Annotated in this window: 22 protein-coding genes and 1 riboswitch; of the genes, 6 read left to right on the top strand and 16 right to left on the bottom strand. The window is 70.3% G+C overall.

Annotated elements, in window-relative coordinates; translation table 11 throughout:
- Positions 1-20: 20 nt before the first annotated feature.
- A complete protein-coding gene (locus AB4Y80_RS00945) occupies positions 21-1988 on the bottom strand; it encodes a DUF5107 domain-containing protein (protein WP_442211385.1) in 1968 nt (655 codons plus the stop codon).
- Between the two features lie 126 nt (positions 1989-2114).
- On the opposite strand from AB4Y80_RS00945, the gene AB4Y80_RS00940 reads away from it, so the two are divergent.
- Positions 2115-2513: a nuclear transport factor 2 family protein gene (locus tag AB4Y80_RS00940; RefSeq protein WP_442211384.1), complete on the top strand. Its 399-nt coding sequence runs from the start codon at positions 2115-2117 to the stop codon at positions 2511-2513.
- Positions 2514-2533: 20 nt separating this feature from the next.
- Here the strand turns inward: AB4Y80_RS00940 and AB4Y80_RS00935 are convergent, their stop codons facing one another.
- The 4 genes from AB4Y80_RS00935 to speB form a co-directional block, all read right to left on the bottom strand.
- Positions 2534-3178, bottom strand: coding sequence for a CG0192-related protein (locus AB4Y80_RS00935; protein ID WP_442211383.1), 645 nt, complete (start codon positions 3176-3178; stop codon positions 2534-2536).
- 107 nt (positions 3179-3285) lie between these two features.
- A complete protein-coding gene (locus AB4Y80_RS00930; protein WP_442211382.1) occupies positions 3286-4035 on the bottom strand; it encodes a hypothetical protein in 750 nt (249 codons plus the stop codon).
- Positions 4036-4352: 317 nt separating this feature from the next.
- The gene (locus AB4Y80_RS00925) at positions 4353-6047 is read right to left on the bottom strand and encodes a thiamine pyrophosphate-binding protein (RefSeq protein WP_442211381.1); all 1695 of its coding nucleotides are present in this window, start codon (positions 6045-6047) and stop codon (positions 4353-4355) included.
- Positions 6044-7126, bottom strand: a complete 1083-nt coding sequence (gene speB, locus AB4Y80_RS00920; protein WP_442211380.1) for an agmatinase — start codon at positions 7124-7126, stop codon at positions 6044-6046. The genes AB4Y80_RS00925 and speB overlap by 4 nt, the downstream gene beginning before the upstream one ends.
- Positions 7127-7377: 251 nt before the next feature.
- Between speB and AB4Y80_RS00915 the strand changes: the two genes are divergently transcribed.
- Positions 7378-9357: an amino acid permease gene (locus AB4Y80_RS00915; RefSeq protein ID WP_442211379.1), complete on the top strand. Its 1980-nt coding sequence runs from the start codon at positions 7378-7380 to the stop codon at positions 9355-9357.
- Between the two features lie 69 nt (positions 9358-9426).
- Here AB4Y80_RS00915 and AB4Y80_RS00910 read toward each other — a convergent pair whose 3' ends face one another.
- The 6 genes from AB4Y80_RS00910 to AB4Y80_RS00885 all read right to left on the bottom strand — a co-directional run bounded on the left by AB4Y80_RS00910 (position 9427) and on the right by AB4Y80_RS00885 (position 13439).
- On the bottom strand, positions 9427-9696 hold the full coding sequence (locus AB4Y80_RS00910) for a ferredoxin (protein ID WP_442211378.1): 270 nt from the start codon (positions 9694-9696) through the stop codon (positions 9427-9429).
- Positions 9693-10949 carry an NADH-ubiquinone oxidoreductase-F iron-sulfur binding region domain-containing protein gene (locus AB4Y80_RS00905; protein WP_442211377.1) on the bottom strand — a complete coding sequence of 419 codons (1257 nt, stop codon included), beginning with the start codon at positions 10947-10949 and terminating at the stop codon, positions 9693-9695. The genes AB4Y80_RS00910 and AB4Y80_RS00905 overlap by 4 nt, the downstream gene beginning before the upstream one ends.
- Positions 10946-11512, bottom strand: coding sequence for a ferric reductase-like transmembrane domain-containing protein (locus AB4Y80_RS00900; protein ID WP_442211375.1), 567 nt, complete (start codon positions 11510-11512; stop codon positions 10946-10948). Before AB4Y80_RS00900 ends, AB4Y80_RS00905 begins: the two co-directional genes overlap by 4 nt.
- Positions 11505-12464 carry an FAD:protein FMN transferase gene (locus AB4Y80_RS00895; RefSeq protein WP_442211374.1) on the bottom strand — a complete coding sequence of 320 codons (960 nt, stop codon included), beginning with the start codon at positions 12462-12464 and terminating at the stop codon, positions 11505-11507. Before AB4Y80_RS00895 ends, AB4Y80_RS00900 begins: the two co-directional genes overlap by 8 nt.
- Position 12465: 1 nt before the next feature.
- Positions 12466-12732 (bottom strand): hypothetical protein, encoded by a 267-nt coding sequence (locus AB4Y80_RS00890; RefSeq protein ID WP_442211373.1) that lies wholly within the window; start codon positions 12730-12732, stop codon positions 12466-12468.
- A gap of 122 nt (positions 12733-12854) precedes the next feature.
- The gene (locus tag AB4Y80_RS00885; RefSeq protein WP_442211372.1) at positions 12855-13439 is read right to left on the bottom strand and encodes a cupin domain-containing protein; all 585 of its coding nucleotides are present in this window, start codon (positions 13437-13439) and stop codon (positions 12855-12857) included.
- A 241-nt stretch (positions 13440-13680) separates the two neighbouring features.
- Between AB4Y80_RS00885 and AB4Y80_RS00880 the strand changes: the two genes are divergently transcribed.
- A complete protein-coding gene (locus tag AB4Y80_RS00880) occupies positions 13681-15210 on the top strand; it encodes a sodium:solute symporter (RefSeq protein WP_442211543.1) in 1530 nt (509 codons plus the stop codon).
- A 20-nt stretch (positions 15211-15230) separates the two neighbouring features.
- Positions 15231-15343: riboswitch (SAM riboswitch) on the top strand.
- Between the two features lie 14 nt (positions 15344-15357).
- Positions 15358-15645: a hypothetical protein gene (locus AB4Y80_RS00875; protein ID WP_442211371.1), complete on the top strand. Its 288-nt coding sequence runs from the start codon at positions 15358-15360 to the stop codon at positions 15643-15645.
- Between the two features lie 104 nt (positions 15646-15749).
- Here the strand turns inward: AB4Y80_RS00875 and AB4Y80_RS00870 are convergent, their stop codons facing one another.
- Positions 15750-15980, bottom strand: coding sequence for a biotin/lipoyl-containing protein (locus AB4Y80_RS00870; protein ID WP_442211370.1), 231 nt, complete (start codon positions 15978-15980; stop codon positions 15750-15752).
- A gap of 336 nt (positions 15981-16316) precedes the next feature.
- On the opposite strand from AB4Y80_RS00870, the gene AB4Y80_RS00865 reads away from it, so the two are divergent.
- Positions 16317-17408, top strand: coding sequence for a VIT1/CCC1 transporter family protein (locus AB4Y80_RS00865; RefSeq protein WP_442211368.1), 1092 nt, complete (start codon positions 16317-16319; stop codon positions 17406-17408).
- Here the strand turns inward: AB4Y80_RS00865 and AB4Y80_RS00860 are convergent.
- The 3 genes from AB4Y80_RS00860 to AB4Y80_RS00850 form a co-directional block, all read right to left on the bottom strand.
- On the bottom strand, positions 17405-17821 hold the full coding sequence (locus AB4Y80_RS00860; protein WP_442211367.1) for a universal stress protein: 417 nt from the start codon (positions 17819-17821) through the stop codon (positions 17405-17407). The two genes, AB4Y80_RS00865 and AB4Y80_RS00860, sit on opposite strands and share 4 nt — an antisense overlap.
- 61 nt (positions 17822-17882) lie before the next feature.
- On the bottom strand, positions 17883-18848 hold the full coding sequence (locus AB4Y80_RS00855) for a polysaccharide deacetylase family protein (RefSeq protein WP_442211366.1): 966 nt from the start codon (positions 18846-18848) through the stop codon (positions 17883-17885).
- Positions 18849-18861: 13 nt separating this feature from the next.
- Complete coding sequence (locus AB4Y80_RS00850) at positions 18862-20436, bottom strand: purine-cytosine permease family protein (protein WP_442211364.1); 1575 nt, start codon at positions 20434-20436, stop codon at positions 18862-18864.
- Positions 20437-20552: 116 nt separating this feature from the next.
- On the opposite strand from AB4Y80_RS00850, the gene AB4Y80_RS00845 reads away from it, so the two are divergent.
- Entirely contained in the window at positions 20553-22061 is a 1509-nt protein-coding gene (locus AB4Y80_RS00845) for a PucR family transcriptional regulator (RefSeq protein ID WP_442211363.1), read from the top strand.
- Here the strand turns inward: AB4Y80_RS00845 and purU are convergent.
- On the bottom strand, positions 22045-22956 hold the full coding sequence (purU, locus tag AB4Y80_RS00840; RefSeq protein ID WP_442211362.1) for a formyltetrahydrofolate deformylase: 912 nt from the start codon (positions 22954-22956) through the stop codon (positions 22045-22047). The two genes, AB4Y80_RS00845 and purU, sit on opposite strands and share 17 nt — an antisense overlap.
- Between the last annotated feature and the right edge of the window lies 1 nt (position 22957).

Here is a 22957-nt window from a genome sequence, read left to right as displayed (position 1 = left end):
CCGCGCCGGTGCGCCCGCGGTCAGTGCATGCTGAATTGGTACTGCGCCGGCACGTCCTCGCCGGGGCACACCTCGCGCCACAGGGCGGTGATGGTATTCTCGCCTTCGCGCAGGTCCGGCACCTCCACACCCTCGCGCAGCATGCGTGCGGCCACCGCCGGCTCCCCCGCCCGGGCGTGGGCCAGCGCCGTGAGGAACCGGATGCGCCCGACGCCGGCCAGCGGCGCCGGCGCCCGGCCCGCCAACAGCAGGGCCGGCCCCGGGACGCCGTGCTCCAGGCACAACGTCATGGCCTCCGTGAGCAGCCAGCGGTTGCCGGGCTCCACGGCGCAGGCGCGCACCAGCTCCGAGATGCCCTCATCGGTCCCGCCTGTGGAGAGCAGCGCCAGGCCCAGGCCGCGATGCGCCAGCGCCCCGCCGGCCCGGCTGAGCCCGGGATCCGCGAGCGCCTCACGGTACAGTGACGCCGCACCCTCCAGCTCGTCGGGGGCGTCGGCCCGGGCCTGGAGCATGACGGCGCGGTGGAACAGCGCGCCGGGGCCGGCGTTGCGCGGGTCCGCCAGGAGCCTTTCCCAGTCGAGTCCCTTCACAAACGCTGCGGCATCGGGGAACGGCGTCCCGCCGTCGTCCCGCAGCAGCGCCAGCCACGGGGCCTGGTCGGCCGTCAGGGTTTCCGGCGAGAACGGTGTCCCGGTCTCGTCGATCCAGCCCCGGCCGGCGGCCCGGCGGCGGGCGCGTTCCAGTGCACCCCATCCGCTGCCGGCCACCAGGAATTCGGCCGGCGGGAGGTCGGCCCGGGCGGCGGCGTCGGCCAGGGCGGCCTCCAGGGAGGCCTCGGAGACCAGGGCCTGGACCCGCTCGGCCCCGTGCGCCACGGCCGCGGGCCAGCCGGCGGCGGCCAGGGCGGGATCCAGGGCGGCATTGCCGTAGGCCTCCACCCACTGCCACGACGCGCCGGCGGGCATGGGCACATGTTCAAACTGGGTCTGGGCCAGCCCGGCCTGGATTTCGGCGTAGTGCCGGCGCACCCCGCCGGCGGAGGGCGTGAGCCACTCCTGCCACCGGTGCCCGCCCGCGGACTCGCCCCAGACGAACAGCTTCCGGCCGCGCAGCCGGGCCGAGGACACCAGCGCCAGCCCGTCGCCGGCGTCGTCCGCGGCCACTTCCCAGCGCCGCTCCCCCGGGGCCAGGTCAAAGAAGAAGTCCGCGGCCGCGGGGTTCCGGACGGGCCAGGTGGCGTCGACGCCGTGGAAGTCGGCGGGCGCCACGACGGCCATGCTGCCGTCGTAGTCGGTGGCGTACGCCCGCTCGGCCGGGGCGATCACGCGCGTGCCCGGGGTTTGCGGGACGGCGGCGTTGGTCCACCAGTACATGGGCACCGTCTCCGCGTTGGGGTTGCGCAGGCGCACGGCGGCAAACACCACGGGCGAGTCGGCGGGCAGCCAGGCGTCGATCTGGAACACCACCTCGCGCAGGCGGTCGAACTCCCACATGCGCAGCACCTCCTGCCCGTCCGGCCCGCGCACCAGGGCCGCATGCAGGGGCGCGCAGGTGGTCGGCGAGTGCCCGCGCGTGCCGATGTTCCACTCGATCCCGCCGGCGAACCAGGCGTTGCGCAGCGCCAGGTTGGCGAACTGGATGCGGTCACCGGTGTGCAGCAGCTCCTTGCCCGTCGCCTTGTCCGTGAGCTGCCACAGCCGCCCGCCCAGCTGCGGCAGGAAGACCGCCTTCAGGCGCTCGTTTTCCAGCACGACTGCGGTCAGCTGCGTTGCGGTGGTCTCGCGCGCGTAGCCGTCCTGCATCGGGTAGGGGTAGATGGTTTTTGCCTTGCCCCACTGGGCGCCGGCGGCGATTTCCCCGGGGATGCCCGCGCCGACCGTGTACGGCGGCTCCAGCAGCGGCCGGACGGAGGGCAGCGGCGACTCCGGGCCCAGCTCCGCCAGCTCGATGGTGCGCGTGGTGACCGTCAGTGAGGAGCCGCTGGTCATGGTGGTCCAATCGTCGAGGGTTGCCGCCGGCTGGGCCCGCATTGTGATGCGGGTAACTGACAGGCTAATTGGAGCATACCGAACCCGACCCATGGTCCGGGTGCCGGGTCGGCGGCATACTGGAGTATGAGCAACCGCGACGATTTTCTCGCCTGGGTCAACTCCGTTTTGTTCCAGGCCGAACGGGCCCTCCACAACGGCAACGCCACGCCGCGCCGGGCGATCTGGTCCCGCAACGAGCCCGTGAGCATCCTGGGTGCGTGGCGCAACGCTGTCGGGCAGCCCGCGGTTGAGGAAACCTTCCAATACCTCGAGCACTCGTTCTCCGAGTGCACGTCATACTCCTTCGAATTGCAGGCGTACGACGTGGCGGATGACATGGCCTATACAGCGGGCCTGGAGCACATCTCAGCATCAGTGGACGGCCAGCCGCGCAGTTTCACGCTCCGGGCCACCCAAACCTATCGACGGGAAGCAGGGGAATGGAGGGTAGCCCACCGGCACGCCGACACGGTGAGTGAATGACGGGCCGGCGGGCCGGGCCCTCAGGACCCGCTAGGCCCGGCCGCCGGGCCCAGCGACGCCAGCTGGACCGGCGCCTCCTGCCCGGCCCACGTCACCGTCAGGACCGGGTCCCCCAGCAAGACGCCGGACAAGTCCAGTTCGCGGGCAATCCGCAGCGCGAGCGGCCCGGCAGGAACGGTGGTAACCGCGTCCGCCGTCGTGGGCTTCGCGGGAGAGAGGGCGGGGACGGACGCGGCAGTTCCGGTGCTGTGAAGATGGGCGGTCATCGGCAGGGTTTCCAGCACCCCGTCCACCTCCCGGTTCTCTACGGCCTGCGGCTTGCCGGTGAGCAGCGCGGCCGCGAGTTCCCCGACGTAGACGGGGTCGGCCGTGGCGTCGTACACCCAGCGATGCCCGAGCACCGAATGCTCCATGGTGCCGATAAGGAACGCCTCGGCCCCGTCCAGCGGCGCCCCGCGGTACGTCAGCGGCACCTGATACACCTTGGATCCGGCACCCACCAGGATGGTTTCCAGGCCAACTTCGCCGTCCGGGTCGTCAAAGCGGAAGGCGCCCAGCCGCACCAGTGCGGTGCCGTCCCCGCTGAACCACGCCTGTTGCGGCAGCCATCGGACCAAGAGTTCCATTTTTGAGGGCCGCAGCTCGGCCTTGTACACGATTGCCATGCGGCCCAGTCTAAGTGACAGCGACCAGTCCCCTTCTCCCCGCGAACCGGCACTTAATGGGAGTCCATGGTTCCCGGACCCCCATTAAATGCCGGTTCGAGAGGGGGTCAGCCGGGGACCCAGCCGGCGGCGTGCAGTGCCTGCCGGACTTTTCGGACCACGGCGGGCCGGTCCCCCGAGAGGTCCTCCCTGCCCAGGCGGACTTCCGTCCAGCCCAGCATGCGCGTGGCCTCATGGCGGCGGATGTCCCGAGGGTACTGCCCGGCACCGTCGTGGTGGAGGCCGTCGTACTGCAGGCTGATCCGGTGTTTCCGGTAGGCGGCGTCTGGCCACACTACCGGCTTGCCCGTGGGATCGCGCAGGACCACATTCAATTCAGGCTCGGGAAGCCCGGCGCGGACCAGGGCCAGCCGCATGTGCGTTTCCGGCGGCGAATCGGCACCGACGCGGACCAGGTCGAGTGCCGCGCGGGCGTTGCGCAGGCCCCGCATCCCTGGATGCCCCGAAATGCCGCGCGCCAAATCCTCCACCCTACAGGCCGCCGCACGCGGCACGGGAAAGCCGGGCCCGTGGCTGCACACCAGAAAATCCCCCGCGACCACCAGATCCTCCAGCCGCAGCATGGCCGCCAAGTCCAGCCACGTCCGGGAAGGGCTGGTGAGCCGGACGCCGTCGAGCTCCCGGACGTCCTCCAAGGCCAGGATCATGCTGTGCCCCACGACGTTCACCCGCCGGGGAGCCCGGGACTTTGGCGGATTGGCAAGGTGGATCCGCCAGTCGTTCTCCTCCTGGGCGGGCAACGGGATTTTCCACAACCGGGCGGCCGAGGTGTGGCTCAGCACGCTGTCAGGATTCACCCGCGTGTAGGCAGCCAAGGCCACCGGACCCCGCAGAGGTGCCGCGGCCGGAATCCTGATGCCCCGGGACACCGCAATCAGGTCGTGTGCACGGAGCCGGTCACGGGACACCCCAGCGGAGTCCGCGTCTTCCGTGGTGAATGACCGCCCAAGCAGGTGTGGCGGCAATGGAATCCGGCGCATAACCAATTGTTCCCGGAAAAATCCCGCCCTTTCGGGTTATCCACAGCCGCGTTCCCACGCCCTTTCGCCGAACCGGCATTTGACGGGGGTCCCAGCGCGGAACATCCACGTTAAGTGCCGGCTCGGCGAAGGTGCTAGATGTCCAGGTGGGTGGGGCCGAACATCTTCAGCAGGACGTCCACCACGACGACGTTGGGCCCGTCCGCGGCGAAGCCCTCCCGCAGCGCGTCCCCGACGTTCTCGGCACTGACCCGCCGGGCCGGGACGCCGAAGGCCTCCGCCAGTTTCACGAAGTCCGGCCGGGCCAGCTCCGTGTGGGTGGCCTTGCCGAACGCGCCGACCATGTATTCGCGCAGGATCCCGTAGCCGCCGTCGTCCACGATCAGCCAGGTGACGGGGGCGTCGTGCTGCCTCGCGGTGGCCAATTCGGCGATGGAGTACATGGCGGACCCGTCGCCGGCAACGGCCAGCACCCGGGACGGCTTGCCCTGGCCCTGCAGGCCGAGGGAGCCGCCGATGGCGGCGGGGAACCCGTAGCCGAGCCCGCCGGCGCCTTGCGCGGAGTGGAACTGCCCGGCGCGGGAGTCCCAGCAGCTCCACCCCCAGTACGCGGAGATGGTCATGTCCCAGAAGGTCTGCATATCCGCCGGGACGGCCTCGCGGATGTCCGCCATGAACTTCCGCTCCAGGGCCAGGTCCTGCCCGTCGAGCCGGGCGTGGACCTTGGCCAGCGTCTCCTTGACGACGGCCGCCGGCGTGGCGCCGTGCCAGTTCGCATCGGCACTGAGCGAGGCGTCAAGCGCGGCGTCGAGGGCACTCAGAGCCTGGCCGGCGTCGGCCCGGATGCCAAGGGCGGGGCGGTTGGACTCCAGGACGCGGGGTTCGGCGTCGATCTGGATGATGCGCCCGCGCGGCTCCATCGTGAAGTAGTTGCTGGACACCTCGCCCAGGGACGAGCCGATGACCACCAGGACGTCGGCATCCTCGAGGACCTCCGTGACGTAGCGGTCCTCGACCCACGACTGCAGCGAGAGCTCGTGGTGCCAGGGGAATGCGCCGTTGCCGCCGGGGGTGCACACCACGGGGGCGTTGAGTTTCTCGGCGATCGAGAGCAGCGCGGCGGTGGCGTTGCCGCGGCGCACGCCGCCGCCGGCCACGATCGCCGGACGCTCGGCGGCGGCCAGCCACTTCACGGCCTCCCGGACCAGCTCCACGCGGGGCGGGTTGTCGAACGGCTCCGCCAGGGCGTCCTCGACGGCGGGCACGAAGATGGGATCCAGCAGCACGTTTTGCGGCACCTCGATCCACACCGGGCCCTGCGGGGAGGACACGGCCTCGGTCCAGGCGTCCTGGATGGCCGACGGGATGCCGGAGGCGTGCTGGATGAGCCGCTGGCTCTTGGTGACGTTGGCGGCGGAGGCCTTCTGGTCATCGAGCTGGTGCAGCATGCCCTTGCGCCGGGCGCCCAAGCCCTCGAGCGGGATCTGGCTGGCCACCACGATCATGGGCACGCCGGTGGCATAGGCCTCCTGCAGGCCGGCCAGCGCCGTCAGGGCGCCGGGTCCGGTGGAGAGGAACAGCACGCCCACCTCGCCGGTGGCGCGCGAATAGCCGTCGGCGGCGAAGGCCGCGTTGTTCTCCACGCGGGAGGAGACAAAGTGCAGCGGCGAGCGGCTCAGGGCGTCAAAGAGGCCCAGCGCGTGCTGGCCGGGGATGCCAAAGACGGTCCGGGCGCCCAGGGCGGCCAGGGTCTCCACGACGAGGTCGCCGCCGTTGCGCTGCATGGTGCCCTTGGTGGGGGCCGCGGTGCCGGGGTCGAAGTCGATCATTTGGCACCCGCCGGGGTCTCGGCGGCCGGCGCAAACCCGGCCGGCCGGCGTCGCGCCTGCGCATCAAGGGCCTGGGCGGCATAGCCGTTCGGGGTGCCGAAGCGGTCGCCGGCGACAACGTTGTCCGCGAGCAGGGTGACCAGCTCGAAGCCGACGTGGCTGGCGGCGACGCCGGTGATTTCGGCGTGGTCATAGGCCGGGGCCACCTCCACGATGTCGGCGCCGATGAGGTTCATGCCGCGGAAGCCGCGGATGATCTCGAGCAGTTCCCGGCTGGTGATGCCGCCGGCCTCGGGGGTGCCGGTGCCGGGGGCGTGGGCCGGGTCCAGCACGTCGATGTCCACGGAAATGTAGAGGGGGCGCTCGCCGATGCGCTCGCGGATCTTCGCCACCGTTTCCAGCACGCCCTGGTAGTAGACGTCGGCGCTGGTGACGATGCCGAAGCCAAAGCGGTGGTCGTCGTCGAGGTCCTTCTTGCCGTACAGGGGCCCGCGCGTGCCCACGTGGGAGATCGCCTCGGTGTCCAGGAGGCCCTCCTCCACGGCCCGGCGGAAGGGGGTGCCGTGCGTGTAGGCGGCGCCGAAGTAGGTGTCCCAGGTATCCAGGTGGGCGTCGAAGTGCAGCATCGCCACGGGCTCCCCAGCCCGCTCGGCCGCGGCGCGCAGCAGCGGCAGCGCGATGGTGTGGTCCCCGCCGAGGGTCAGCAGCTTGGTCCCGCCGGCCGTCAGCTCGAGCGCGTCCTGCTGGATGGTCTCGAGGGCCTCGTTGATGTTGAACGGGTTCACGGCCATGTCCCCGGCGTCCGCCACCTGGCAGTTTTCAAACGGGGACACGTCCCAGGCGGGGTTGTACGGGCGCAGCAGGCGGGAGGCCTCGCGCACGTGGTTGGCGCCGAACCGGGCACCCGGACGGTAGGAGACGCCGCTGTCGAACGGCACGCCCACGACGGCGACGTCGGCCCTGGCAACCTGGTCCAGCCGCGGCAGCCGGGCGTAGGTGGCCGCGCCCGCGTAGCGCGGGATGCGGGAAGAATCGATCGGGCCAACGTTGCCGTTGGCCTCGATGCGGAGCTCTTTCATGGTCGTCCTCGTTTCTCAGGCGGTTGCTGACCACCATCGTACAACCGAAGTTGTCTAATGTGAACCAAAAGTTTTCCTAGAGGCTAAATTGGCGGAGGTCGGGGACCCGGCGCGGGACGCCGCCCGGCGGATGCGAGGAATTCCGCGTCAAGATTCCGTCAAGACCGGGTTCCGGCGGCTGCAGCGATGCTAGTCTCCTTGAGCCGCCGCGGGCATTTTCGCCAGTGCGGTCCGGCCGAAAGGAACCTTCCGTGACAACCCTCTCCCATGCGCCGGCGGAACCCGGGGATCACGCCAAGCCCACGGGCGCCGCGGCGTTGCGCCGGTGGCTCATGGAGGGACTGCCGGAAAGCGCGGGCAAGCGCCAGGGCCCGCACGGCCGCCCCGATCCCGGGCACAAACCCCATTCCTGGTGGCGGGTCATGTGCCTGACCGGCCTGGACTACTTTTCCACCCTTGGCTACCAGCCGGCCATCGCCGCCCTGGCCGCCGGGGTGCTGGCCCCGCTGGCCACGATCGTGCTGGTCCTGGTCACCTTGTTCGGCGCGCTGCCCGTGTACAAGCGGGTGGCGCGGGAAAGCCCGCACGGCGCCGGCTCCATCGCCATGCTCGAACGCCTGCTCCCCCGCTGGTGGGGCAAGCTCTTCGTGCTGGCACTGCTGGGCTTCGCGGCCACCGACTTCATGATCACCATCACCCTGTCGGCCGCCGACGCTTCCGCCCACGTGATTGAAAACCCGTTCGCGCCGGACTTCCTGCACGGCCAAAACGTCGCCATTACGCTCGCGCTGGTCGCCGCGCTGGCAGCCGTGTTCCTGCGCGGGTTCAAGGAGGCGATCGGCATCGCGGTGGTGCTGGTGGCCGTCTTCCTGGCCCTGAACCTGGTGGTGATCGCCGTCGCGCTGGTGCACGCGGCCGGCAGCCCGCAGCTCACGACCAACTGGTGGACGGCCCTGACCACCCAGCACGGCAACCCGGTGATGGTGGTCGCCGTCGCACTGCTCGTCTTTCCGCGCCTGGCCCTTGGCCTGTCCGGGTTTGAGACGGGGGTGGCCGTCATGCCGCAGATCCGGGGGCGCCTCAGCGACACCGAGGACCGGCCCGAGGGGCGCATCCGGGGCGCGCACCATCTGCTGACGACGGCGGCGCTCATCATGAGCTCGTTCCTCATCACGTCCTCGCTGGTCACGACCATCCTGATCCCGGCGGCCGAGTTCCAGCCCGGCGGCACCGCCAACGGCCGCGCGCTCGCCTACCTGGCCCACCGGCTGCTGGGCGAGGGCTTCGGCACGGTCTACGACGCGAGCACCATCGCCATCCTCTGGTTTGCGGGGGCCTCCGCCATGGCCGGGCTGCTGAACCTGGTCCCGCGCTACCTGCCCCGCTTTGGCATGGCGCCGGAATGGGCCGGGGCGGTGCGGCCGCTGGTGCTCGTGTTCACCGTCGTCGCCGTGATCATCACCCTGGCCTTCAAGGCCAGCGTTGACGCCCAGGGCGGCGCCTACGCAACCGGCGTGCTGGTGCTGATCACCTCGGCCGCCGTCGCCGTCACCCTCTCCGCGAGGCGAAAGAGGGAACGCGGCAAGACGATCGGCTTCGGCGCCGTGTCGGTGGCGTTTGTGTACACGACCGTGGCCAACTCGATCGAGCGCCCGGACGGGCTGAAGATCGCGGCGTTGTTCATCGCCGGCATCGTGGGCGTCAGCTTTCTCTCCCGGATGCGCCGGGCCTTTGAGCTGCGCGCCACGTACATCCGGATGGACGAGGCCGCCATGAACTTTGTGGCCGCCGTGGACGAGGGCGCCATCCGGATCATTTCCCACGACCCCAAGACCGGCGACGCCGCGGCCTACCGCCACAAGCTCGAGCATGCCGCCACCGTCAGCGACATCCGCGACCCCCGGGACGTATTGTTCCTGGAGGTGATCGTGGATGACTCCTCCGACTTTGAAACGGCGCTGGAAATTCGCGGGGTGAGCCGGCACGGCTTCAAGATTCTGCAGGTCCACGGCTCCAATGTGCCCAACACCATCGCCGCCGTCCTGCTGCACGTGCGCGACGCCACGGGCGTCATCCCGCACATTTACTTCCGCTGGACCGAGGGCAACCCCATCGCCAACCTGCTGAAATTCCTGTTCTTTGGCGAGGGCGAGATTGCCCCGGTCACCCGCGAAGTCCTGCGCGAGGCCGAGCCCGAGCTGCCCCGCCGCCCCTGGGTGCACGTCGGCTGACCCCCCTCCTCCATGAAGTGGCCCGCAATAGATGTCGAAATAGGGGCGATTTCGCCCCTTTTTCGACATCTATTGCGGGCCACTTGACGGGTGGGGGCGCACGAGCCGCAGCGCCAGCGTGGGGCACAGCTTCACCGCATCCAGTGCGGCACCCAGTTCGGTGCCGGCCAGCGGGACCGTCGACTGGTCGGCGCTGGCGCGGACCCGTCCGGCGGCCGCCAGCGGGTAGCCCCAGTCGTCCCGGGACAGCGCGCCGGGCAGCAGCTCCGCGCACAGCCCGCGCCCGTCGCAGCGCGTCCAATCAATGTGCAGCCGCGCCGCCGGTTCCGGCGTGGTCATGACCATCCCCCGGACGCCTGCGGGCAGCCTCCGGCCAGGTGCCCGGGCACATCCGCGGCGAATACTTCCAGGGCGCTGTGGACCAGCTGCACCGTGCCGTCCGGGTGGTGGCACGCTCCCCGCCCGGCCACGAGGGCGCCGAGCCGCCGGACCTCCCCCACCAGCTCCGGCCCGCCGCCGCCGGCGGTCAGCCGGGACATGGCGGCGGCAAGCGCGGGCAGGCCAAACATGCACGGGCCGCACTGCCTGGCCGACGCCCCGGCGAGATAGTTGACCATGCCCGCGGTGGCGCACAGCCCGCACCGGTCCCGCCCCAGGACGTGCAGCACGCCCAGGCCGGGCCGCACGGTGGGCCCGTCCCCCGCACCGGCCGACAGGCGGATCCCCTCCGGCCGCACCCAGCGGCCGTGGTAGCCGCCCACCAGGACCGCGCCAACGGCGTCGGGCCGGACACCGGCCGCGGCCAGCACGTCCGCGACAGGGGCCCCGCCGGGAACCTCCACGACCAGCTCGGCCGGGACATCCCCGGAGAGGGAGACCAGGCGCGTGCCGGGGTCCCCGGCCTCCCCGACGGAGCGGAACCAGTCGGCGCCGTAGCGGGCGATCAACGCCATGTGTGCCCACGTTTCCACGTTGTACAACAGGGTGGGGCGGCCCCGGAGCCCGCGCTCGACCAGCCGCCCCGGGAGGTCCCGGGGCAGCGCCTTGCCGGTTTCCAGGAAGTTCACCACGGCACCGGCCGCTCCGGCGATGAACGCGTCGGGGGCCGGGACGAGGGTGATGGCACCGGCGTCGGCGCGTTCGGCGACGGCGGCCGCGACGGGCTCGAGGTTGGCGGCCCCGGCGTAGACGTACAGTTCCCTTGCGCCCACCGCCGCGGCGGCAACCAGGAGGCCGTCGATCACCAGGTGCGCGGCGTTGTGCAGCAGCGTGGCGTCCTTGAAGCCGAGCGGATCGCCCTCGGCCCCGTTGGCGATCAGGACGGGGCCGCCCGTGCGCGCGCCGCCATCCCCGGGGGCCAGCCCGGCCAGCTTGCGCCATGACGCAAACCCCGCCCCGCCCCGCCCGGTCAGCCCGGATGCCTGCAGCGCCGGCAGGAACGTGGCTCCCAGCCCGGGCCAGGCCGGCAGTCCGTAGGCCGCCGCATGGTCCGCGTACCGGGCGCCGGCGCCGGCCGCAAAGAGGCGGGACGCGGCGGCCGGCGCATGATTTCCCGTGCCCGGCCCGGAAGCGGCGTAAATTTGCGTGCTCATCGGGGCCCGTCCCGTCGGATCGATCTGAGGGCCGCCGTTTCCAGGAACCCCGCGGACATCCGCCAGAGCACGGCCGCCAGCACGGCGCCCGCCAGCACGACGGCGGCGCCGACCACGGCCGCGCTGGTGCCGTCGCTGCCGTTCCCCACGGCGTGCGCCAGGGCCAGCGGCCACATGGCGTACGCCAGCCAGTGGACCAGCCGGAAGGTCCGTCGTCCCAGCCGGTGCCGGAACAGGCTGGTCAGCACGACGGCGGCCACCAGGTCCAGCGCGGCGGTGCCCAGTCCCTGCCACACGGGCTTGTACCCGCCCAGGAACGGGACCACGACGTCGACCGGGTTCAGGTGGGCATAGGAGTCGAGCATCAGCGAGCCGACATGGAGCGCCAGGAAGATCACGGCCAGCAGCGAGAGGTTCCGGTGCAGCAAGGTCACGGACACCCGCGGCAGGCCGGCAACGGGCCGGCCCGAGCGGGTCAGGATCCCCAGCACCACGGTCCCGCTCAGCAGCACCATGGCGATCAGCCCGCTCACCCGCCCAAAGGCCCACAGCGCCTCATCCACGGGGACCCGCCCCCGCGGCGACGGGCCCAACCGCCGGCCAGTCCGCCGTCGTCAGCGCCTGCCCGCGCTGGTCGATCAGGCGGGCGCTGATCCCCTGCCCGCGCAACCACGCCGGCGCGGCCCGGCCCTTGACAATGGCCGCCGTGCTGCACGCGTTGGCCGCCAGCGCGGTGGGCGCCGCCACGCTGACGCTGCGCCACGGGGTGTCGGCCGGCAGCCCAAAGCGGGGATCGAGAATGTGGTGGCGCAGCACCCCGGCCTGCCGCCACCGCCGCTTCATGGTGCTGGAGGTGGCCAGCGCGTGCCCGGCCGGGAGGGACACCTGTTGCGCCGGATCCGCCCGCGTGTCCTGGACCAGCACCTGCCAGTGGCCGGCGGGGGCCGGGCCGGCCGTGGCGATGTCCCCGCCCAGGTTGACCAGCACCCCGCAGCCGAGCGCGGCGGCGATCCGGGCGGCGGCCAGGTCGGCGGCGACCGCCTTGGCTGTTGCCCCGAGGTCCACGACGACGTCGGCGGGCACGGTGAGGACCCTGCCGTCGAGGGTGATCCGGTGCCAGCGGGGCGGGCGGGCAAATGCCGCCGGCACGCCCTCGGGGGCCTTCGCCCGGGTGGGTGCCGACAGCCCGGCGAAGTCCCCGTCATAGCCAAGGGACACCAGGTCGTTGCCCAGGGTGGGATCCACGGCCCCATCCGTCCACCGGGCGGCCGCGAGCGCGGACGCCATCAAGGTGGCCAGCAGCGCCGAGACGGTGGCGCCCCCGGCCAGTTCATCCCGGCGGCGCGTGAGCTCCGCGTCGGCGCGGAAGCGGCTGCAGGCGAGGTCGACGGCGTCGAGCAGGTGCCGCGCCAGGGTCACCGCCGGGGCCAGCCGCGAAGGGTCGGTGACGACGACCGAGGCCGCCAGCCCCCAGACCTGCCAGTCGTGCCGGGCCGTGGTGTCCGTGCCGGCCATCTCACGATCCCGCCGAACGTGAATGGCTGCTCCCGTCGCCGCCGGGCAGCACCGGGGCGATGGTATCGGGCGTGGTTGGCGTGCTGCCCGATTTCACGGTGCCCGGGGTGACGGTGTTGGTTGTCGCATTGGCCGCGTTGGCCGCGGTGATGGTGGCGTACAGGGCGGCGCTGCCCAGGCCCGCCGCCCCCAGCGCGCCGACGGCCACCACGGACGTCACCGCGGCGGCAATTCTCTTCCCGTTCTTGCCGTTCTTGGTTGCGGTCATGACGGGTCCTCGCTTCCAAATCATCAACTCTGGGCACTGGGTATTGATCTCAACAATCCACACGTTTGCTTTGAGTTGGCCGTGAGGAACCCGGCTATGCCTTAGGAAGTCCCGGCGGCAGGCTACGCGCCGGAGCCGGACGCGGCCGGCACCAGGATAAAGAGTGCCTCCACGGGAGCGGCGGAGCGGTTCACCCAGGAATGCGGCTCCCGGCCGGGGAAGGACAGCGTGTCCCCGGCCTTGAGGTCGTAGGATTCCTGGGTCATGATCAAGGTCAGCTCGCCGCTGATGATGTGCAGGACGTCCACGTCGCAGTCCACCGCATAGAGCTCGGACTCGCCCCGGCCAAACGGTTCAATGGTGGTGCCTAGGATTTGCAGGCGGCGTTCCGAGCGGGCCGTGAGCAGCCGCTCGACGATGCCTTCGCCGCCGAGCGAAATGCGGGGACCTTCCCCGCGGCGCGTCAGGTGCGTCTCCGGAACGGCAAAGAGATCGCCGATGGAAATGGACAAAACCTGGCACAGGGTCACCAGGGATGCCACGCTGGGCGAGGTGAGATCGCGCTCCACCCGGCTCAGGAATCCCTTGGTCAGCCCGGTGGCATCGGCCACGTGCTCGATGGTGAGCCGCTGGGACTGCCGGGCCGCGCGGATCCTGGACCCGATCGCCACGGGTGCCGAGCTTGGCTCTACTGGCAAGGCCTTCATGTTCGCTCCTTCGTGGCGGTTGACTCACTAGGTGACTCTATACGGCTGTTACTCCGTCGGGGCCGGTCTCCGAAACGGCCGGCGGTGCAGCCCGCGTTGACTGTAACTGCAATCACAGTTTAGCCTAATAGACAACAGATGTTGCGTTAGAGGCAATATCCAACGGGGGATTAACCGCATAAGTACATTGGAGCTACACGTGTCACTAAACATTGCCATAGTCGTCATCTATTTGGTGGCCATGCTGGCCTTTGGCTGGTGGGGAAAATCGCGCACCAAGAACAATAGCGACTTTCTCGTCGCCGGCCGCCGCCTGGGGCCGTTCCTCTACACCGGCACCATGGCCGCCGTCGTCCTGGGCGGCGCGTCCACGGTGGGCGGCGTGGGCCTGGGCTACAAATTCGGCATCTCGGGCATGTGGCTGGTCGTTGCCATCGGCGTCGGCGTCCTGCTGCTGAGCCTGCTGTTTGCCCCCACCATCCAAAAGCTGAAGATCTACACGGTCTCGCAAATGCTGAGCCTGCGCTACGGCCAAGAGACCACCAAGATGTCCGGCATCGTCATGCTCGCCTACACGGTCATGATCTCGGCAACGTCCACGGGCGCCTACGCCACCATCTTCGTGGTGCTCTTCGGCTGGGACCGCTGGCTGGCAATCGCCGTCGGCGGCGCAATCGTCCTGGTGTATTCCACGATCGGTGGCATGTGGTCCATCACGCTCGCGGACCAGGTTCAGTTCATCATCAAGACCGTCGGCGTCTTCTTGCTCATGCTCCCGTTCGCCTGGAATGCGGCCGGAGGCCTGGCCGGCATCCAGAGCCGCGTCGACTCCACGTTCTTCCAGTGGGACGGCATTGGCGCCCAGACCATCATCACGTACTTCGTCATCTACACCCTGGGCCTGCTGATCGGCCAGGACATCTGGCAGCGCGTCTTTACCGCCAAGACCCCCACCGTCGCCCGCTGGGGCGGCGCAACGGCCGGCATCTACTGCATCCTGTACGGCGTGGCCGGGGCAATGATCGGCCTGGCCGCCCGCGTGGCCCTGCCGCAAATTGACGTTGCCACGCTCGGCAAGGACGTCGTGTACGCCGAGGTCGCCACCAACCTGCTGCCCATCGGCATTGGCGGCATCGTCATGGCCGCCGCCGTCGCGGCCATGATGTCCACCGCCTCCGGCGCCCTGATTGCCGCCGCCACGGTGGCCCGCAAGGACGTTGTGCCCTTCGTGGCCAGCTGGTTCGGCAAGACGATTGACACCTCCGACACCTCCAACCCCGAGCATGACATCAACGCCAACCGCTGGTACGTGTTGGGCCTGGGCGTGCTGGTGGTGCTGATCTCCATCCTGGTCAATGACGTCGTCTTTGCCCTGACCATCGCCTACGACATCCTGGTGGGCGGCCTGCTCGTGGCCATCATCGGCGGCCTGGCGTGGAAGCGCGGCACCGGCCTCGGCGCGGCCTGGTCCATGGCCGTTGGCTGCGCCCTGACGCTGATCCTGCTGGTCCTGTACGCCACGGGCCTGATCCCCAGCGCCGACGGCATCTACGCGAACGAGCCCATCTACTACGGCCTCATCGCCTCCCTGGTGGTCTACGTGGCCGTTTCCCTGGCCACCCCGCGCACCCCGGCCCACATCCGCCAGGCCTGGGACGACCGCATCGCCGCGGCCGCCACGGACTCCAACGACGACGACGTCGAGGCGGCCCTGTCCGCTGCCAAGGCAGGGTCCCGGTTTATTACGTCACCGGCCGCCGTCGCACGTTAACCCGGTAGCCTTGTAGCCAGCTTCAAGAGATGCGGCGCCAAGCTCCGACTGGCCGCACGCCAACCCCATGTTCACAGGGTGGCTCGGATGAGGAAGCGGCCCGCGGCTAACCAGTGGCGGGCAAGAGCACTCACAAAGGCGTACGCCATGACCGTTGCATCAGCCAACCCCACCGCCCGAACCGCCGCACCGAAACGCCCCGCCAGCATTCCCGTGCTGCCCGTCGTGGACGTCAACCTCGGCACCGTTTCATTCTTCACCCCGTCCGGGCACCGCCTGTACTGGTCCGCCGAGCCGGCGGAGCTGATCGCGGCGCTCGCCCAGGCCGTGCGCCCCGCCCAATGGGTCCCGGAAATCGGCACCCTTGTGGTCACGGTGGCGCAGACGGGGGTCCGATCCGGCCGCGGCCTGGGCTTCCGGCTCGCGGCGCACTAGGGCCGCGCCGGGGCTCGCGCCGAGGTAGCCGGTCCGCGCCGAGGCGGAACCAAAGGTGGGCGAGTCTCGGCGGTCTTCCACTGACTCGGCGGGCGCCCCCAGCGTTACTCGATGGTGGCGATGACGGCGCCCTGCGCCACCTCGTCGCCCTCGTCCACGGCAAGGCGGACCACACCGGCCACGGGCGCGTAGATTTCGGCGTCGACCTTGTTGATCGAGACCTCGGCCAGCAGGTGCCTCGCCTCCACCTTTTCGCCGTCCACGACATACCAGGTGGCCACCACGCCGGGCTCGGACGCGTCCCCGGTCATCATCGGAAACAGGACTTCACGCATGCAGGTACCACCGTCCAAATCGCGGTCGCAGTCCGTGCGGCCATTGGCAACACAGCCTATTCGAGTTCCCGCGCGTACAGAAATGGGCACCCCGGCACACACCGAACTTAGCCGCATCGACGCTGCCGCCGCGCAGTGACGCTGCGGAACCACTCAAACGCTGGCGGGCGGCAGCGCTCATGCGGGGCGGCAGCGCCCGTGCGGAGCAACAGCGCCCCGGCAACCGCCCCGGCACCCCGCCCGGTTCCGGTGTGCCGAAACTATTTTGCCCGGTTTACCGGCCGGAAATCCGCGGGAATCCGCGCTAGAGTGGGGGCGACTTGAGGAGTATGAGCCGTGCCTGAACGCACCCCCACGCCCGCGGAAATCAAGCGCTGGCGGCAATACCTGGCCGATGAACGGGCCGAGGCAGCCGTATACCGGGACCTGGCCAAGCGCCGCGACGGCGAGGAACGCACCATCCTGCTGGCGCTGGCCGAGGCCGAGGGCCGCCACGCCAAGCACTGGACCGAGCTGCTCGGCGAGCACGCCCTGACCACGGCGCGGGCGTCCCTGCACAACCGATTCCTGGGGTTCCTGGCCCGGAGCTTCGGCTCCGTGTTCGTGCTGGCCCTGGCCCAGCGCTCCGAATCCCGGTCCCCCTACGCCAGCGACACCGATGCCACCCGGGCCATGGCCGCGGATGAGGCCATCCATGAGGAGGTGGTCCGCGGCCTGGCCACGCGCGGGCGCAACCGGCTTTCCGGGTCCTTCCGGGCCGCCGTGTTTGGCGCCAACGACGGCCTGGTCAGCAACCTGTCCCTTGTCATGGGCATGGCGGCCACCGGGGTGGGCAGCCAGGTCGTGCTCTTTAGCGGCATCGCCGGACTGCTGGCGGGCGCCCTGTCCATGGGCGCCGGGGAATACGTCTCCGTGCGGTCCCAGCGCGAACTCCTGGACGCCTCCACACCCACCCAGGTGACCCTGTCGGCGGCGCCCTCGCTGGACTTGAAGGACAATGAGCTGGTGCTGGTGTACCTGGCCCGCGGCATGTCCCGCGAAGCCGCCGAACACCGGGCCGCCGAACGCATGGGCCAGTTCACCTGCGACTGCGACCCCAGCCTGTCCCTGCGCCCGGACAAATTTGAGACCAGCAACGCCCACGAGACCCTGGGCACCGCCTGGGGCGCGGCCGGCTCCAGCTTTTGTTTCTTTGCCTCCGGTGCGATCGTCCCGATCCTGCCGTTCCTGTTCGGCATGACGGGGGCGGGTGCGCTGGTGCTGGCGTGTGCCCTCGTGGGCCTGACGCTCCTGGCCACCGGCGGCGTGGTCGGCGTGCTCTCCGGGGCCTCCCCGCTGTGGCGCGGGCTGCGCCAGCTGGGCATCGGCCTCGGTGCCGCGGCCGCCACGTACCTGCTCGGCCTGGCGTTCGGCGGGGTGGTCGGCTAGCGACCTCCCCGGCGCGCCCGGTCAGGCTTCACCGCAACCACCGGGCAGTCGGCGTTGAGCAGGATTTCCTGGGCGGTGCTGCCAAAGAGCATCTTGCCCACCGGCGAGCGGCGCCGCAGCCCAATCACGATCAGCGAGGCCGCATCGGCGGCGGCAATGCTGAGCAGTTCCTCGGCCGGCGAGTGGCTGCGCTGCGGCTGCCGGATCTCATTGTCGACGCCGGCATTCTCCAGTTGCGTCCGGACCCGGGCCAGGGCCGTCGCGGCGGCGAGGGCGGGATCCCCCGCGACGGCGTCGCCGGCGGACGCGTTGACGACGATCAGCCGCTCCCCGCGCAGGCTGGCCTCGTGGATGCCCCGTTCCAGGGCGGCCTCCCCGACCCGGGTGGGCACGTAGCCCACGATGACAGGCATCAGGGTCGCCTTTCGCCCGCAACCCCCACAGCCGCGGGCACCCGGCCGGCGCCCGCGCCGGTCACTGCCGCCCGCCCACCAGGGCCGATGCCGCGCCGCTCTTCGAGGCGGCCCGCATGCTCACGCCGGCATCGGGGAAGCCCGCGATCTCCACCCGCCCGTGCCGGTGCACCTCGGTCACCGTCTCCGCGGTGTGCCGGGCAATCTCCTCCAGCGTGGTGACCCACATGCCGTCCAGGGAGCGCACCCGCTCGATGAGCTGTTCCAGCGCCACGGCCTTGGACGGGCGGCCGGAGATGAAGGGGTGGTTCGTCAGCACAAAACAGCTGCCCTGTTGGTGGTGGGCCTGGGCCTCCAGGGTCCACATCTCCAGCACCTTCGCCGGGCTCTCGATGACCCCGCTGCCGGTCACGCCCGGATAGAACGCATACTGTTCCCAGTCGTCCAGGGCCCAATCCACGGGAATTTCCACGATGTCCCGCGAGTCCCCCTCCGCCACGGCAAATCGGTAGGGGGCGTCGCCGTCCAGCAGGGACGAGTCGTAGAGGAAGCCGCGGTCCGCGAGCAGCTGGGGGGTGTGCCAGTTCAGTTCCCACCACGGGGCGCGAAACCCCACCGGCCGGATCCCGGCGACCTTCTCCAGCGCGTCCAACCCGCGGTCCAGATAACGGGCCTCGGTGGCCGCGTCGATGCCCTGCATCTGTTCGTGCAGGTAGCCGTGGTGGCCGATTTCATGCCCGCCGTCGACGATCGCCCGCACGGTGTCCGGATAGGTCTCGGCCGTGAAGCCGGGCACAAAGAAGGTCCCCTTGATGCCCTGGCGGTCAAGGATCTGCAGCAGCCGCGGCACGGCAACCCGGGGTCCGTAGGACTGGTGGCTCATCAGCGACATGCGCCGGGACGAGGCCGGGTCGTGGGCCAGGATGCAGGACTCCGCGTCGACGTCGAAGGTAAACGAGGCGGCGGCGCTGAAGCCCTCCGGCCAGGTGATGGGGTGCTGGGAATCGGGGAAGGCAGGGTTTGTCATGGTGATGATCCTATTAGTCGTTGACGAGGGTGGCGGGCAAGGCGACGGGCACCGGCGATTCGACGGAGGCCTGCGCGGTGGCGGTCGACGCCGACCCTCCGGCGGCGGCCGTGACGCCTTGGATTTCATGCGAGGCGTAGCGGGCATGGACCTTCGGGCCCAGGACGGCGTATACGCCGGCGGCAACCAGCCCGCCGGCCAGCCAGGAAAGGTCCACGCCGCCCAGGGCCGTCGCGATCGGTCCCTGCATGATGGGCAGGACACCGAACATGAACAGCCAGGTCGCGAAGATGCCCGTGGCCAGGGCGGTCAACCCGGCCCAGTTGACGGCCGGCAGGCGCCGGGTGCCCACGGCATCGAAGAGGCGCTCCACCGCGACCGGATTGCGCTTGTCGACCCAGAAGTAGTGGACCAGCATGATTCCGCCCCAGGCGGCCACCCAGGCGACGAGCCCGCCCAGCCAGGTGCTCAGCGCTGCGGCAAAGTCCGACTGGAGGATGAAGAACACGACGCCGGCGAGCGCCAGGAAGCCCACGAAGAGGTTCAGGGTGCGCCGCTTGGCCTTGATGTCCAGTGCCTGGGCGGCAACGGAGAACGTGTAGATGTTCAAGATGTTGGTGGCGATGGGCCCGTGCAACACCAGGAACAGCACCGGGACGGCGAGGACGCCAAAGTTGTCGACAATCAGGTGCCCGGGGTCGGCCGTGCCGCTCTTGGTGGCCAGGCTGGCGCCCAGGATGCCGAGCCAGACAACGGGGAGAAACTGTCCGAACACGGAGGCGAAGTAGACCTTGCGGCGCGGGACCGAGCGGCTGACGAAGCGGGAGTAGTCGGCGGCGTAGGTGAACCAGGTGATCCCCCAGCCGATGCCGATGACCGTCATGACGGTCGTCATGGCCGCGATGCGGGCGCCGCCTTCCAGGATGGCCCCGGGCGGGCCGGCGTAGCCCCAGTCGATGTCCATGCCGAACCAGGCCACGGCCGACATGGCGATGAGCACCACGATGGTGGGCGGCACGGTCCACTTTTCAAAGGCGGCGATGGCCTTGTAGCCGAACCAGGCGATGGTGACCTGGGCGGCCATGATCAGGGCGGCCACCAGCACCTTGGGGCCGATGTTGGCCGCGTCGGGATTGACCATGCCCAGCTTGCCCAGCAGGGCCATGACCAGGTCCAGGATGATCCAGGTGTTCACCGCGCACCAGCCGATGCCCAGCAGGGCCTGGATGGCGCTGGGAACGTAGTTGCCGCGTCGGCCGAACACCGCCCGGGCCAGGACCATGCCGGTGGCACCGGTGCGCTGGCCCAGCAGCACGAAGAGCCCGAACAGGGCCATGCCGATCAGGTTGCCGGCAACCAGGACGAAGACAGTGTCGGCAAAGCCGAGACCCAGTTGCACGCCCAGGGCCCCCAGCACCCAGTTGATCGGCGCAAGGTTGGCGCCGGCCCAGATCCAAAACTGCCCCGAAACGCTGCGGGTACGTGAGGATTCGGGGATCGCCTGCAGGTTTTGTTCCACATCGTTGGGTGGCGAGGAGTCGGCGTGTGTGCCGGGATTTTTGGACGTCGGAGCATTGGTGTTTCGCATGGAAAACCTCCGTAGAAAAAGGGACACGCCCAGCCTATGTGGGACAGATCACAGCTCACAATATACAATGTGTCAAAGAGAACTAAAGAAAAGTGACCACAATTATGACTTTCCGCTTGAGTGACATCATGGCTCATCCCTCCGTGCAGGCGGCCGATCCCGTCCTCCACAGCGACCCGGCCCTCGTGGAACGGGTCGCGGTGCGCTGGGTCCATTCCTCGGAGGTCTTGAACATCGCCCCGCTGCTGCGCGGCGGAGAGCTCCTGCTCACCGGCGGAGAGGCCCTGGCCGGCGCCTCGGAGCAGGTGCGCCGCGAATATGTCCGTTCCCTGGCCGCCCGGGGCGTTGCCGCCTTGGCCGTGGAAACGGGCGGCCCCCTGGCCACCTTGCCGGTGGAAGTGGTGGAGGCCGCCCGCGAGGCGGGGTTGGCGCTGCTCGAGCTGCGCAAGGTGGCGCCCTTCGTCGGCATTGCCGAGGCCGTCAACAGCGAGCTGGTCAGCGAGTCGGTGGCCCGGCTGCAGCGCTCCGACGACATCTCCCACATGCTCTCGCAGGAGTTTGCCGGCGGCGGCGACATCTCGGCCCTGGTGGCCATCCTGGCCCGCGAGCTGGCCGCGGATGTCACCCTGCTGGATGGTTCCGGGCGGGTGGCGGCGTCGGCCGGCGGTGACGGCGGGCCGGGCGGCGGGACAGAGTCCGGGACGGACGGAGTCCTGGAATTCGACATTCCGGTGCGCGGGGTGGTGGGCGCCACGTTGCGGGTGCTGGTCTGCGAGGGCCTGGACCGGGAGCTGGCCGTGGTGGTGGGGGGGCGCGGTCTTGACGTGTTGTCGCTGGCGCTGTTGAAGTACCGCCCGCCCACGCTGCGCGAGGTGGGCGGCGCCGAGCTGTTGCGGGCCGTAATTGGCGGTGGCCCGGCCTCCAGGCTGGTCCAGCTGGCCGAGGCCGCGGGCGTGGACCCCCGGATGCCCTTGTGCCTCGTCGTCGGGCAGGGCGGCCGGGGCGGATACCGCCCGGGCGCCGTCGAGAAGGACCTGTCCCGGCAGTTTGGGCGGGTCGTTGTCCATGCGGACGGGCCGGAGCTGGTGGCCCTTGTCGCCCTGGATCCCGGAGATGTTCGTGCCGCCCGGACCCGCTTGATCGCCGCGCTGGGTAAGGGCCTGTCGGAGGGACCTACGGCTTTCGCCGTGGGGCCCGCCGCCGCCTCGGTGGTGCACGCACCCGATTCCTTGCGGGAGGCCCGGTTGAGCGCCCAGCTCGCCCCGGCGCGGCCGGAGCACGGCACGGTGGTGGATGCCGAGGCGCTGGCCGTGGAGCGGTTCACGGCCCGGGTGGGCGATGCGGAGTTGGTGCGGAACTTTGTCGCCGAACTCATTGGCGACCTGCAGGAGCACGACACCCGGCGAGGCTCCCGCCTGGTGGAAACCCTGGGCACCTGGCTGCGCCACGGCTGCAACACGGCCGAGACCGCGCGGGAGCTGCACCTTGAGCGGCAGTCCCTGCACTACCGGCTGCAACGCATCTTCACGCTGTTGGGCGGCGACCCGCGCGGGACCGGCCGGCTCGCGGGCCTGCACGCGGCCGTGCGGATGGCCACCCAACTGGACGTCACCGGAGCACGATAGTCCGATTGCCCTGGACGATCACGCGCCCCTCGCAGTGCCAACGCACCGCGTTGCTCAGCGCCTTGCATTCGGTGTCCCGGCCCGCGGCCACCAGGTCCTCCGGGCCGAAGGTGTGGTCCACCTCGATGACCTGCTGGGAGATGATGGGCCCCTCGTCCAGTTCGCTGTTGACGTAGTGGGCCGTGGCGCCGACCGTCTTCACCCCGCGTGCATACGCCTGGTGGTAGGGCTTGGCGCCCTTGAAGCTGGGCAGGAACGAGTGGTGGATGTTGATGGCCCGCCCGTCCAGGCGGCGGGTGAGGCCGTCGCTGAGCACCTGCATGTAGCGGGCCAAGACCACCAGCTCGACGTCGAGCTCCTCGATCAGTTCGAGCAGCCGCGCCTCCGCCTCCGGCTTGGTGGCGGGCGTGACGGGCACGTGGAAGAACGGGATGCCGTGCCATTGCGCCAACCGCTCGTGGTCCGGGTGGTTGGAGACGACGGCGACGACGTCCACGGGCAGTTCCCCGGTGCGGGTCCTAAAAAGCAGGTCGTTGAGGCAGTGCTCGAACTTCGAGACCATGATCAGCACGCGCCGCTTGGCTCCGTGCGGGCGCAGCTGCCAGCGCATGCCGTGGCGTTGGGCCAGCGGCTCCAGGTCCGCCCGCAGGACCTCCAGCGTGTCATCCCCCGCGGGGGCGGCAAAGTGGAGGCGCATGAAGAAGTGCCCGTCCGGTTCCGGGCTGYCGGGGGCGGCCCGCAGGTGCAGGCGGTCGCTGAACTGGCGGTTGTCGATGATGTCGGCGCCGCGATGCAGCAGGGCACCGGAGATTTGGTGGACGATGCCGGGGGCGTCCGGGCAGTCCAGGGTCAGCACGTACTGGGCAGTCGCGGGCCGTTCGGCAAGGGTGCTCATC

Origin of the sequence: Specibacter sp. RAF43 (assembly GCF_052114065.1) — a bacterium.
GTDB lineage: Bacteria > Actinomycetota > Actinomycetes > Actinomycetales > Micrococcaceae > Specibacter.
Note: the sequence above shows the minus strand (reverse complement) of the source record. Positions and strands in the feature narration are given on the sequence as shown.